Annotated in this window: 9 protein-coding genes, 1 tRNA gene and 1 other RNA gene; all 11 read right to left on the bottom strand. The window is 37.9% G+C overall.

Features of this window, described 5'->3' with window-relative positions; genetic code table 11:
• Positions 1 to 44 precede the first annotated feature (44 nt).
• Positions 45 to 2354, bottom strand: coding sequence for a serine protein kinase PrkA (locus tag QAI40_RS09930; RefSeq protein WP_299981384.1), 2310 nt, complete (start codon positions 2352 to 2354; stop codon positions 45 to 47).
• A gap of 6 nt (positions 2355 to 2360) precedes the next feature.
• Entirely contained in the window at positions 2361 to 4001 is a 1641-nt protein-coding gene (locus QAI40_RS09925; RefSeq protein ID WP_299981382.1) for a SpoVR family protein, read from the bottom strand.
• A 36-nt stretch (positions 4002 to 4037) separates the two neighbouring features.
• On the bottom strand, positions 4038 to 5210 hold the full coding sequence (locus QAI40_RS09920) for a DUF444 family protein (protein ID WP_299981381.1): 1173 nt from the start codon (positions 5208 to 5210) through the stop codon (positions 4038 to 4040).
• Between the two features lie 19 nt (positions 5211 to 5229).
• Complete coding sequence (locus tag QAI40_RS09915) at positions 5230 to 7293, bottom strand: serine protein kinase PrkA (RefSeq protein ID WP_299981379.1); 2064 nt, start codon at positions 7291 to 7293, stop codon at positions 5230 to 5232.
• 243 nt (positions 7294 to 7536) lie between these two features.
• Complete coding sequence (gene ispD, locus QAI40_RS09910; RefSeq protein WP_299981377.1) at positions 7537 to 8247, bottom strand: 2-C-methyl-D-erythritol 4-phosphate cytidylyltransferase; 711 nt, start codon at positions 8245 to 8247, stop codon at positions 7537 to 7539.
• Position 8248: 1 nt separating this feature from the next.
• Positions 8249 to 9559 carry an HPr family phosphocarrier protein gene (locus tag QAI40_RS09905; RefSeq protein WP_299981375.1) on the bottom strand — a complete coding sequence of 437 codons (1311 nt, stop codon included), beginning with the start codon at positions 9557 to 9559 and terminating at the stop codon, positions 8249 to 8251.
• Between the two features lie 32 nt (positions 9560 to 9591).
• Positions 9592 to 9969: RNase P RNA component class A (gene rnpB / locus QAI40_RS09900), an RNA gene on the bottom strand.
• 9 nt (positions 9970 to 9978) lie between these two features.
• The gene (locus QAI40_RS09895; protein WP_299981373.1) at positions 9979 to 10701 is read right to left on the bottom strand and encodes a zinc ribbon domain-containing protein; all 723 of its coding nucleotides are present in this window, start codon (positions 10699 to 10701) and stop codon (positions 9979 to 9981) included.
• Between the two features lie 12 nt (positions 10702 to 10713).
• Complete coding sequence (locus QAI40_RS09890; RefSeq protein WP_299981371.1) at positions 10714 to 11529, bottom strand: Nif3-like dinuclear metal center hexameric protein; 816 nt, start codon at positions 11527 to 11529, stop codon at positions 10714 to 10716.
• A 155-nt stretch (positions 11530 to 11684) separates the two neighbouring features.
• Positions 11685 to 11761, bottom strand: a tRNA-Ile gene (locus QAI40_RS09885).
• A gap of 68 nt (positions 11762 to 11829) precedes the next feature.
• Positions 11830 to 13484: RNA polymerase sigma factor RpoD (rpoD, locus tag QAI40_RS09880; RefSeq protein ID WP_299981369.1), on the bottom strand; the 1655-nt coding region annotated here is incomplete at its 5' end.

Here is a 13484-nt window from a genome sequence, read left to right as displayed (position 1 = left end):
TAAAGGAACTTTTGAAAAGAATCAAGAAATAAATATAGAAAAGATTATTTAAACTTATTTGCCAGATCATTATCAATTACATAAATACATGCCTCATTCGCCCCCTGGGATGTATACCCGAATTTCGTGGAGAGGTTGTCTAAAAGAAATTTCACATCTTTTTTAATCCGTTTGTCATGGGCTTTATATTTTTCAGTATCATAATCTTTTATGGCATTCCTGAAATTTTCATTTTCAATAAAGGGTTCAAGCACCCGTTTTTTCAAGTTGTGAACATACCGGTCATATAAGGATTCAAACAACCTGGTTTCCGTAATATTTTTTCCCTCGATCATGATTTCATGGGAAAGGGCTCGGGTTGTATACTCCCTTAACACATCATTTCGGAGTTCCTGTCTTCGTTTTTTGTCCATATTTTCAGACAAAAGTCTGTTTTCAATACTTTCAAGAAATTCTTCGGTTACATGGATCTCATCTTTTGTAAAAATACACTTTACAACTGAATTCAACTCATTTGTAACAGCAGAAATATAATTTTTAATATCTTTGGCTATCTGTTCCTCGTTGTAATAGTACAATGATTCTTTAACCTGCTGAAGAATACAATAATCATACATTCTTAATAAAGATTCAAGGAATCCCTGGGGGATCACCTTTTTTGGCTGGTCATCAAATTTGTTGAAAAAAGTGCATAAATCGGGCATGTTGATTAGCTGGTCTTCTTTGGCATATTGTGAATAAAACTGATCAAAGATTTTAATGGACTCTCGGCCGGACAGTCCTTCTTTTCCATAAATTTCCGATTCGGAAATAATCTTTTTAAGCATCTTATTGTCCAGTGATTTAACATCATCCTCTCCCAGCCATTTTGGAACATTACCCGAAAACAGTTCCATCTTTAAAAGCATCAACTTTTCATCGCAAAAATTCTTATACTTTGCAGGATCTTTAATCCATTCAGCCAGGGCCTGGGATTTTTTACCGATTCTTGTGCAGATGATAATCCTTGCAAAATTTTCCAGAACCATTGGAAGAAAACTGCCTTCAATGTGTCGACCGAAAATATTATTATAAATTTTAACTTCTGTTTTTATATCAAGGACATAAGGGATATCAATGTATTGAATCCTGTCTTCAAATGAAGGAAAATCACGGATGCTTCTTTTATCTTCGGGATTCATCAAAGCAAAAAATAATGAATTCACCCTTTCTTCAATATCTTCTACTTTGTGAAGCCCTTCACTGATAATATTATGGAGTTCAACCATGCGATCGATGTTATGGGCCTTGATATCCATGAGTGCATAAATTCCATTATTGATTTTTGCAAATCTTGAATAGAGATAATTGATCACATTGGAATCCTGGAACAGGGTATTGATCCTGTTTTGCAGCATTTCATTTGAAACAATGTTTTGTTTTAGCGGTCTGTCACCCGGATTAAAAACGCTGATGCCGTTTCCAAGGCGACGGTTAAAATAGTAAGGCCTGGCATAGAGCATCTTAAACACTTCCTTAGGGTTGCCCAACCGCTCCAGCAAGGAATGATAGATAGAAGAGCAAATAGTGCAGACATCTTCTTTGAACACCCACTCATACTCTTTTTCTGTGAAAAGGCGCCATTTGAACTCATCGTTTTTAATCAGCTCATCTAAAACTATTCTTCGCTGATTCTTAGGTATCACAAGAAATGGATTGTCGTGTGAAATGCAGGGCACTTCAATATATTCGGCATCTGTGCCGGCAAGTAATCCTTCCTTTGGTTTTCGTTTAAAACGAGTACCCTCTCCCTGTTCAACATAGTTGAATAATTTTTCAAAGGTAGATACGTTCAGAGACTTGTCTTTGTCCTGGAGTTTCTTAATATTCAACCGCCATACTATCTCATACCTTAGGCCTTCTTCAGTGTTGGCATACTTTTCAAATTTATTTAATAAATTATTTAAAAATGTGCTCTTTCCGCAGCCATGGGGGCCATAAAAAATATATATCCTGTTCTGCTGCGCTCCATGTCGTAAATACTCCATCTGTTTCATAAACCGATTGGCAAAAAGCATGTCAGTGAAATAAGAATTTTCAGAATCTTCAACAAAAAGCCTGGAACAATCATAATTTGTAAAGGTTAACCTGTCGATATCCCTTGTTATGGTTTCTTCGGATTCATCAACATAGTATTTTATCATATCATGGAAGGCCTGAAAAATGTTTCTTAAAATCCGGGAAGGCCTGGCATTTAAAATATTTAAAAATTCTTCAAACGGAACAGGCTTAAGCCTCTGGTAATCAGTTATATTTTTATCCAATAGATCAAGGGTTTGATCAACTGATATTTCTTTTGAAGATTCGATTTCCATATTTAATTATAACTCCCGTTTATGAACTTTACGATTTTCCATCACATAAAGCATTCTTTTCCATTTTATATTTTCTGATCTTTTTTCTCCATTCTTATGAGATGCCGGATCCCAAAAACTGGCGTGGTTAGTTTCAGTTTTTCCTGACACAACGGGTTCGCTGGTCTCAAGATGCACAGGGCCTCCCCATAAATATTCTATGCCTACCATGGTGTTTTCAATAAAATCCATCTTCAAGGGTTTGTTTTCGAATTTATGATTCAGATACAAAATTCCTTTTTTACTGCTGGCCTTATCCACAAATATTTCAGGTGGGTGATATAGGGTATCGATGATCATTTCCTTGTAATCTTCCGCTTTTTTAGATTTGATATAAAATTCCCAGGTCATCCTGGAGTTATTGAACCGTTTTCCTGCAACAAAAAGGTCATGTTCGGCAATAAACTCCTGATCAATAAATGTATTGATAAAGGTAAAATCATTAAAATTTTCACGAACTTTTAATACAAACTGCGCCCCTGAATTTTTATCCTGGTTATATTTTTTTTTCCCGACTTCATCGTTTAAAAACATATAATCAAACGAATAACATCCCTTATCTTCCATATTTTTAATATGTTGAAACAGCCTCAATCCGAGGGCATAGGGATTCAATCCGACTTTTGGCATAGATGTTACAGCGGCATTAACCTTGGCAAAGTCTATTTCATGGCCGCAGATCCTGTCATCTCTCATAAAAAGATATTCATGCCAATAGCTTGCCCAGCCCTCATTCATAATTTTTGTTCTAATCTGTGGCTGAAAATATAAAGATGTATTTCTAACGATTTGAATCACAGATTTGATCCACGTGTTTTCTTCTTCTTTTAAAAACGGAGAGAACCGGAGGATATACTCCATGACATCCTGATCCGGTTTTACCTTGATCGAAAGCTCCTTTTTATAGAGCTCCTCAAATTCAGGATATTTGCCGATCACCTGGTCGAAAAAGTCTTCGCTGCCATTAATAATGGCATTGAATCTTGTAATCTCCTTCAAATACTCATGCTGGGGTACATTTTTAATCTTTTGTAAAAATATATCAAAATAAAAGTCTGTCTTGCTCAATTTGTGCCTGGTATCCTTCATAATATACTGATTAAGTTCTTTTTGATACCCTACCAGGTTGTCGATCCCCCGGGAAAATTCAATGATATAATCAACCCATCTGCCCTTTTCAGATCTAAGTTGAGCAATCATCCGTTTGTCTGACAATGCCTGTCCTGTTAAATCTATATCCCATGTATTTTTATAAAAAAAATTATTCTGAAAAAAATCGATGTGCCCGAGGACATGGTAAAAAATCATTACATTGAGCCAATCAGGATTATTATCATTGTAAAATGAAATGGCAGGACGAGTATTTATGACCGTTTCATATGGATTTGAAGGATAGGCTTCGTACATGCCTTTTCCTGACAAGACTCTCACATCATGCACCCAGTAATCATAAAGAGTCGGTATCATCACTTTAGGACTGAGTTCAATCATGTCCCGGTTGGTTACTATATATTCAAGCGTTTCATCGTCAAACGTCAAGCCTTGATCGCGAGCCCTGAGTTTGCATTCTTCCATAATACCTTTGACATGTTGACTTACAAGCTCCATAGTTGTCTCACTTTCGGGTTTAGATCACCGCTTCTTTCATGAAATAAGCCTTTTTATGCCTTGAATAATTCTCGAGTCATCCGCATCTTCACCCATTACATCCAGTTTGATCAAATTGCTATATTTATTGAGTATGCCGGATGTTTTCAAATACTTTTCCACCTCAGTCTGTTTTGAACCGACATAGGAATGTTCTACAACAGAAACACCTAGTCTGGACACATAATTCAGCATTTTTTTAATCTCGGCAATGGTCTGTTTTCCTTCCTTATCCCAGTCATCTCCGTCTGTCCCGTGAAAAACATATATATTATAATCCCGTGCCAGATTTTCTCTTTCAACAATTTCATTTACCATCTTGAAAGCCGTAAAAACCTTGGTACCACCCGCCACTTTATAAGAATAATACTTATAAAAATCAGACACCTCCTTGGCTTCCGTATCATGAAGAATAAACCGTGTTTCAACCTGTTTTTCATATTGATATAAGAGCCAGGAATACAACATGACATGCTGGGATACCACAGTCTGGGTTACCTTTCCGCCCATTGATCCTGAATAATCTCTTAAAAAAAATACAAGCGCCTGAGATTCATAATCTTTTTCCCTGGATAAAATCCTGTAAATCATATCCTGTGGCGAAATAATAAATTTTGCAGTATCGATATTTGATACATCTGGGATATTCCCAAGGGTAATATTGGTTTCAACAATCTTTTTTAATGTTGCTTTTTTATCAAGTACCTGGCCTGAACCTCTGTTTTTATCCGTTAAATCGTATACATATCTTGCCAGGGTTCTTTTTTTTCCTTTGTCCTTTAAATTCGGCAATTGAAAATCCTGGGATAGTACCTTGCCAAGCTCATAGGCATTGGATTCCAGTTCGTGCTCCCCACCCTCTCCTTCTCCAGGACCCTCTCCTGAACCTTCCTCTCCTTCTTCACCTTCTTCGGGACGGACCGGCTGTTCTCCAATGATATCGCCTTCTTCACCCTCACCTGTTCCGCCGGTAGGCTCTCCTTCGCCAGGCTCTTGATCCAGCTTGATGTCATCATGGATAAATTTTTCTTCAACCGTAGTCGGGACAATGATAATCTTATCTTTTCCACCTGATCCAGGCTTGACAATTCTCCCGATACGAATTTTTCGCTTAAATCCGTCTTCTTCTCTTCTTCTGTCTCTTTCAAGAAGTTCGTCAAGGGTTATCATTATAATTTGCCTCCCTTGGTTATTTGTCGTCCTCTTGACTACAGAAATATTCAATGGTTTTTTGGGCACACGTTCTGCAATACCCTAATTTTTTATTCATGGTATACGTCATTCTGTCATAAAGCTTTTGATTTTCTTCATTTGTCCTGTTGGCAAGGGCCCCGATTAATGAACCGGCCCCGGCAATGTCTGATTTAAGCCTGACATCGGTAATCGCCTTGACCAATTCAAGATTATCCATGAAATCATAATTTGCATCCACGGAAAGCTTCTGACCATAAATCTTTCTGATGGTATTTCTGAAAGAAGCTTTTTGTTCTTCAGTTTTCAAACCAAGCCGTTCTTCAACATTTTTGATATATCTTTCGTCTATTTTAAGGGCTTTGAGTTCACCGGTCTGGGGATCTTTATACTTCCACATCATGTCGGGGCCAAGATGTTCTGCATCAACGCCAATAATCATGTTTACATAGTTCATCACATCTTTTCTTATCGCCAAAGGTTCATCCATATAGGCATTAAACATCTCGGTCATAATTCTTTCGCGGTACAACCCCCTTGCAATTTTCAAATCTTCCATAAATTTTGCCCGGTCAGAAGGTTCCTGGACATAATCCAGAACCGTTCTTTCAAGGGTGTTGAAAATGTCCAAGGCAAACATGCACTGGCCTTCATTGGTTTCAGAACTCTCCAATAAAAGCTGTACCGCTCGTCCAAGGTTTCTCTGTCCAAGGCCTTTTTGCCCAAACCTTTTGGTGATATCCGTATCCCGATTTAAGGCATCAATCAGCTCGGCAAGGGTTTTAAGGCTCTTTTCTCCGGCTACTTCTCCTGCTGCAAGCTTCATGATTTCGACAGGGGTCAATTTGTCGGATCTGGGCAATCTTGTCAGGACAACACCTACGGAAGCAGCATGATTCAAATTGGGATCCTGATGCAGCACTTTTGAATCAAGGGACCTTTTCGTGTCTGTACCAATGGCATACTCTGTTAAGGTTTTCTGGATCTTATAATCTGTATTATGTGCGACATAACAGATTCTGCACCTGTCAACAATCGGAGCTTCTTCTCTTTCGGAAAGAAAGGTATCAAATTCTGAATTATTACTGGTGGCAACAATCAACGTGTCAATTGGCCACTTGAACCCGTCCAGTTCGATTGTCCGGTTTTGAATCACCCCAAGATAAACCTGGACCAAATCTTTCTTATTTTTAAAAATTTCATCACTGAAATGAATACCTCCGCCGGCCACCCTTGCCAGAGCCCCTCTTCTTAAATCAAATCGATAGGGATTGTTTGAATCGGAAATATGAAGAAGCCTTTGAATGGATTCCTCTCCCATGAGATCCACAGCCGAAGATGTAATCTTATCCTTGGCAGGATATTTACCCGTTATGGTACCCAGGCTTTCAATTAAAGGAACCGGTACAATTTCCAGAAATGAGAGCATCTTTGTGATATTGTTATCCGTATACTCTCGAATCTGATTGAGTATATAAGCGGAACAGGCACCCAAAGGGCGATATTTATCATAGAGGGCCTCTGTCTGCCTGGCAGTAAATTTAAACTTTTTGGAAAGATACTCTTTTGACTTGTCCTTGGTTTCACAAAGGCTCATCGCCAGGATCATGGGATCCTCATATGTCTGGGACTCAATAAAGTTAATGTTCCCATAACCGCCAAGCTGATCCAGATTATTAAACCTGAAGGTATATTTTCTATTTTGAGGAATGGTTAGAAACTCTCTGTATCGAGCACAAAGGTATTCTACTAGAAACGTTTTACCATTGCCGGGCTCACCCACCAGAACAAAGGCCATTTCCCTTGAAGATCCGCCTTCTGAAGCATCTTTTACAAATGAAACAAAACTGTTTATTTCATCGTACATGCCTACCAGATGTTTTTTCCCTTGACTGAATATATCAAACTGATATGTTGTTTTTCCTTTGACTGTAATCTTCTGAATGCCCGCATCAAGGATCATCCGGGAAACTCCCTGAAAGGCATCTTCAAACAATCGTTTTCCTTTTTGAAGTGCATCGATATGAAATATTAAAGACTTTGGATTAGTTTTGCCGGCCATTTTACCCTCCCCTGGGCAGCAAGGAGGCTTATGCTGCCATTCAAAATTGGTTGGAATTTCTTTTCATTTTCTGCCAATGGCAGATTTTATACACATAAGTTAGACATTACGTTGCCACTGATCATTATAAATAGCGCGAATTACGATTTATATTTATGCTTGCCTTAAATATAACAATATAAAAAAACAGAGTCAAATGATTTGCTTTCTTCGGAGTTTATTCAGGTCATTGAAAGCTTTCAGCTAAATTCCAGATAACAGATATTCTCCCAGAACAAGGTCTTCTGGGCTCGTGATTTTAATATTCAGTTGAGAACCTTTTATGACAACCACCTTGTGACCTAAATGTTCTACTAGCGAGGCGTCATCGGTTCCCCAAAAAGAAGTTTTCATTGCATGATCGAATGCACGTAACAGTAAGCCCAGTTTGAAGGTTTGGGGAGTCTGGGCTTTATAAAGATTCCTCCTGTTTAATGTTTTTTGAATAACCAAATCAGGTAAGACTTCTTTTACCGTATCTGTTATTTTAACAGCGGGAATACAGGCGCCATATTCAATGGCATTGAGGATACAATTTTTAATAATTTCTTGATTTATAAAAGGCCGTACACCATCATGAATCATTACGATGGCTTCTTTATCACGGCTCATTCCATCCCGAATGCGTTTCAAACCATTTAAGACGGAGTGTTGTCTTTCTTTCCCTCCTTCAACCAGATGAATCTTTTTTTTAAACCTATATGGATCAATAATATGAGTTTTGCAATACTCTTCATCATCTTTTGGAACAACAAGAATAATTTCATGGAGTTGATCACACGTATCAAACACCATGATGGTTCGAGTGAGAATTGGGATTCCATCCAAATGAAGATATTGCTTTTTAGTCTTTGACCCCATTCGCAGGCCTGTGCCTGCGGCAACAACGATGACAAAATGTTTTAATTCATCCATTTCAACTCAAATAAGACAATTCTTTGGGCAAGGGAATTCCTTTTCCCATATGGTCTTCTCCATAATTCACATCGGCAAGAATTTTCAGATCGGTTAATGCCCGCAAGTCGCCTTTAAACTGAACTATTCCCACCTCTTCCTTTTTTATTTTCCCGCCGGCCCATTGAATATCCAGAACACTTGCAGCATCAAAAATATCATTATTTACAAGCATCTTAACTTCACCGCCATAATGCTGAACAATTTTAGCGACCAAAAGACTTGGACGGCTGTGAAATCCACGATCCATTGGAATTCCAACTTCTATAATCGACGTTTCCATGTTTTCATTCAATATTTCAGAAGCCAGCGTTTTGCCCGAGGATAAAAATTTCCGGGCATAAAACAAGCAGTAATTAACCGCCCGATCCAGCAGAACATCCGGATCGATTAAATCGGATAAAGACACACTGACATTTTTATATACATCCTTAAACCCAATGTCATACATATGGCGTTCATAAAAATGTAATAATCTGCCCGCTACCTGAAGGAGGTGAAATACAATGGAAAAATGACTGCGGAGTTGCTCAAGCATAATATTTTCTGATGATGATCTTGTATTTACCACATATGAATCAAACGAAGACTGAATATTATGAATCAACATTTCATATCTTCTAATGCTCACCTCATTGATTTGTTCAGGGACAAGTTCATTTATTTTTTTTAAATCATAGCGCTCGTAAAATGCTAACTGATCGAAATCTTTTACAACTTCCAAAAATTCACTGGCAATCCGTGTCAAGTTCTCTCTTTGCTGATTTTTGGCATTAAAATCATCGATATTGTGATCAAGCTGTTGTGTAGATGAGATTCCGGGAAAATAACTCAGTTCATACCCGGTATCCGGTACATTGATCTTCAGACGGAGGGCTTCCTCTATGATCACAGGCGCCGCAAGTTTTATGGATTCCTGTAAAATTTTCAGTGTATCAAATGCTTCAAGCTTAAACGTCTCATAACGGTTTGCTTCAAAAAGATAAAACTTAAACCGATTGAGGATATGTCTTTGGGAATAGCAAGCCAATGCAAGATGCCGAATTGTTGCAGACAACTCACGATAAAACACCCATTCCTTATTTTTTTTAGCGCCATGAAAATCCAAAAAATCTTCAAGGATATGAGAGGTAGTAATAAGCTTTGAGTATAATTTTTTTGTGAAGATATAATCGTCATCATCAAGTTTAACAATAAACAAAATGCATTTTAGGTATTCATAAGAAAAAATATTGGCTTTTTCCTTAAATGAAATATCACAAGTAAAACTCATAATTAATAACCCAACATTAAAAAGAAAAAAATCGGCCTGACCAGTTGATAAGCCGAATTCTGTTACCTGCTCTCGTTACCTCGAACAGATCAACGATCATTCATCTTGGATGTACGTTGCCGCACACCTCATGCGACCTACCCGAAAACTTGGGCGGACAACCCTCAAACGTTTTCCTATTTGGTCTTGCACCGAACGGGGTTTGCCAAGCTTTTCCAGTCACCCGAAAAACTGGTGCGCTCTTACCGCACCGTTTCACCCTTACCCGGATTGGATTACCAATCCAGGCGGTCTACTCTCTGTTGCACTTTCCTTCACGTCACCGTGACTCCACGTTATGGAGCGTCCTGTCCTGTGGTGTTCGGACTTTCCTCCAGGTTAAAAACCCAGCGATCATTTTACCTGGTCAGACCGATTTTTTAAATATTTATGTAATAAAGGATTCTACTGCATTGCGGGCATGAAATCAATGAATTCCCGCGCTGTACTTCAATATATAATTGAGGCGGTATGTTCATAAAACACCCCATGCATACTTCATTTTTCACGTTCACTACGGCTGACCCCTTATTCATTTTTGATATTCTTACAAACCGGGTCATCAACGAAGGATCCAGATTTTTTCCAATTTTTTTCTGCTGGGCAAAATATTCATCAAGAAGTTCTCTATCATCCTTTGATTTTTTTTCAATGTCTTTTTGTTCACCTTCTATTTGATCCTTAAGAAGATGGTATTCTTTTTCACTTTCCTGAACAATTTTTTCCATTTTTTCTTTTTCATCAAGATATTCCAGCAATTCTGTTTCCAACGCATCCTTACGTTTCTTGGTATCGTCCACTTCTCTTAAAAAAAGCTGATATTCCTTATTGGTCTTTACCATCCTTAATTTTTCATTGCTTTTAATAATACGATCATCAACAATTTGAATTTCGCTCTCAATATCTTTGCAAGCGGCTGTGTCACTTAAAAGATTTTCTTTGTTTTCTTCCAAGGCATTTCCAAACTGCTTTAGCTGACCACTTAATTTCTCTTTTTTCTTTTCAACTTTTTCCAGGACAGCTTTAAGCCTGACAATTTGAGTTTCAGCTTCCTGAAGTTTGACCAGGGTTTCTATATCCGATTTAGTGGAAGTATCATTCATAATGTCTTATCCTTAAACTATAATAAATGGATCTTTTTCTTTTTTAAACTTTTCTATCTGTATATTCAGTCCGGCTTTCTGAATCGCCCGACCTAATTTGTCAAACAGCAGATCAATCGCCATATGTTCAGAACCAAAATGCCCCACATCAATAAGCCCCTTCGAATATTCTTCAACACGTCTTGCTTCATGATATTTAATATCCCCGGTGATATAAACATCAGCATTGGATCTTAGAAATACATCAACCAGAGAGCCCCCGCTACCAGTACAAACGGCAATAGTAGTTACGGGTAAATCCATATCTCCCGTTACTCTCAGATGGGTCAAATTAAGTGTTTTTTTTACTTGGTGAACAACTTGTTTAAGCGAAGCTTTTGATTTAAGGTATCCGATTCTGCCAATACCGATCATTTCATCCGTTGGCACAGATGACGGACTTTCCATCAAAAAAATTTTCGTTTTCTTGATACCAAGTTTTGTTGCGAAATAATCATTTAAACCGTCATTGGCTTTATCTAAATTTGTGTGGACTGAAATAATACTGATTCTATGTCTTGCTGCAATTTCGATTGCACTACCCGGCATTCTATTAAAATTAATAAATTTTTCAGCCCGGTGCATCAAAGGGTGATGAGTGAGAACAAGGTCACAATTACCTTCTTTTGCAGCAGTCATTAAGCCATAGGAAACATCAAGCCCAATCATCACTTTTTTCACTTCCCAGTTCAGATTACCAGCCTGAAATCCTGAGTTATCCCAATCTTCAGCGATATCAAAAGGTGCGATTATATTAAGCAGTTCCAATATATCCTTTGTTCTCACCATGATAAATCCACCTACAAATAAAAAAAACGTGGTAAAATACCACGTTTTCTGTTTTGTATATCTGATTGATATTCTTCAGGCACATTCATATGCAAGTTGAGTATCCTTTTGGGTTTTTAGCTCCAACCATAAAATATGTCTTTACTCTATTTAAATGGTGGGCCCACCTGGGATCGAACCAGGGACCGACCGGTTATGAGCCGGTGGCTCTGCCAAACTGAGCTATGGGCCCGTTCATTCACACAATTTTGAAATATATATAAATACAAATTTTGTGTCAAGATTTAATTCTCAACCAATTTAATTTTCAATAAAGGTCTTGAGCTTCTTGCTTCTTGTCGGATGCCTCAACTTTCTCAACGCTTTTGCCTCAATCTGACGGATACGCTCTCTTGTCACAGTAAAATCCTTTCCAACTTCTTCTAAGGTATGGTCTGATTTTTCGCCAATACCAAACCGCATTCGAAGAACTTTTTCCTCACGTGGTGTCAACGTGGCAAGGATCTTCCTGGTCTGCTCTGCCAAGCTGAAATCAATGGCTGCATCTGAGGGAATGGAAAACTTCTTGTCTTCGATAAAATCGCCAAGATGACTATCTTCCTCTTCACCAATAGGCGTCTCAAGAGAGATGGGTTCTTTGGCAATTTTTAATACCCGTCTAACTTTTTCAATGGGAATTTCCATCTTTTCTGCAATTTCTTCCGGCGACGGCTCCTTCCCCATTTCCTGTACAAGGTATCGTGATGTTCGAATAAGCTTGTTTATGGTTTCAATCATATGGACTGGAATCCGAATGGTTCTGGCCTGATCTGCAATAGCTCTTGTGATGGCCTGCCTGATCCACCATGTGGCATATGTAGAAAATTTATATCCTCTTCTGTATTCAAATTTATCGACCGCCTTCATCAAGCCGATATTGCCTTCCTGGATTAAGTCAAGAAATTGCAATCCTCTGTTCGTATATTTTTTTGCAATACTGACCACCAGTCTTAAATTTGCTCTCACCAGTTCTCTTTTCGCAAAATCGGCATTTCTACGCCCTTTGTTGATACAGCCAGTAATCTGTTTTAAAAACCTGGAATCTCCTTTAGTTTCATTTTTTCTCCAAGAAACCTGGGTTAAAATGGAACAGAGGTCCTGATATAATATTATCGCTTTCTCCTTTTTAATATCAGACTTGGATGTTGCCCAGTTTATAAATGTTTTTTCATCAGAAAGTTGGTCAAGCATTTTTTGAGTTTTAACATTAAAAGTTTTAGCGCATTTTTCAAGTAGATCATCAACTTTGTCAAACCAATCAATGGTATTGATAATGTTTTTTTCAATGGTATTGATAATATTGGATTCAAATCGCCATCTTTTTAATTCTTTAAATATGATTTCCGTGTTATTAAATATCTCTTTGGAAAAGGTTTCATATTTTTTAGATCCTTTTTTCTCTTGAAGCAATAGATCTCTTTTGTTTAGATTTTCCTGATGAATATCTTTTATTATTTTTATAGAATTTAAAAATTTTTCCTGCTTGGAAACCTCATCGACAACCCCATCCCCTTCATCCACATCCCTTAAAACATGCTTGGGACGCATGGATTTTTTTTCCATCTTATCTCCATAGATGAAAATTGTGGATAATGATATCGGACAATCCAACATGGCTCGCAGAACATCACGTTCCCCAAGCTCAATCTTTTTGGCAATTTCAATCTCACCTTCACGGCTGAGCAAAGTAACCATCCCCATTTCTTTGAGGTACATTTTCACAGGATCAGTAACGGCACCAAACTCAATATCCGAACGGGATTTTTTAGAAGAAACAAGCTCTTTAACCAGTTTTTCCTTCGCACTCTTTTCTTTTTCTTTTTGAAATGTTTTTTTAGTTTTATCTTTAACAGTCTTCTTAGCGGTGGTCTTCTTAGCGGTGGTCTTCTTAGCGGTGGTCTTCTTAGCGATAGTCT

The organism is Desulfobacula sp., from assembly GCF_030611305.1.
Lineage (GTDB): Bacteria > Desulfobacterota > Desulfobacteria > Desulfobacterales > Desulfobacteraceae > Desulfobacula.
Note: the sequence above shows the minus strand (reverse complement) of the source record. Positions and strands in the feature narration are given on the sequence as shown.

What these genes read in the sequence shown, in the direction of transcription:
- QAI40_RS09930 (WP_299981384.1), bottom strand. Translation starts at nt 2,354, where the DNA reads ATGGAAATCGAATCTTCAAAAGAAATATCAGTTGATCAAACCCTTGAT.
- QAI40_RS09925 (WP_299981382.1), bottom strand. Translation starts at nt 4,001, where the DNA reads ATGGAGCTTGTAAGTCAACATGTCAAAGGTATTATGGAAGAATGCAAA.
- QAI40_RS09920 (WP_299981381.1), bottom strand. Translation starts at nt 5,210, where the DNA reads ATGATAACCCTTGACGAACTTCTTGAAAGAGACAGAAGAAGAGAAGAA.
- QAI40_RS09915 (WP_299981379.1), bottom strand. Translation starts at nt 7,293, where the DNA reads ATGGCCGGCAAAACTAATCCAAAGTCTTTAATATTTCATATCGATGCA.
- ispD (WP_299981377.1), bottom strand. Translation starts at nt 8,247, where the DNA reads ATGGATGAATTAAAACATTTTGTCATCGTTGTTGCCGCAGGCACAGGC.
- QAI40_RS09905 (WP_299981375.1), bottom strand. Translation starts at nt 9,559, where the DNA reads ATGAGTTTTACTTGTGATATTTCATTTAAGGAAAAAGCCAATATTTTT.
- QAI40_RS09895 (WP_299981373.1), bottom strand. Translation starts at nt 10,701, where the DNA reads ATGAATGATACTTCCACTAAATCGGATATAGAAACCCTGGTCAAACTT.
- QAI40_RS09890 (WP_299981371.1), bottom strand. Translation starts at nt 11,529, where the DNA reads ATGGTGAGAACAAAGGATATATTGGAACTGCTTAATATAATCGCACCT.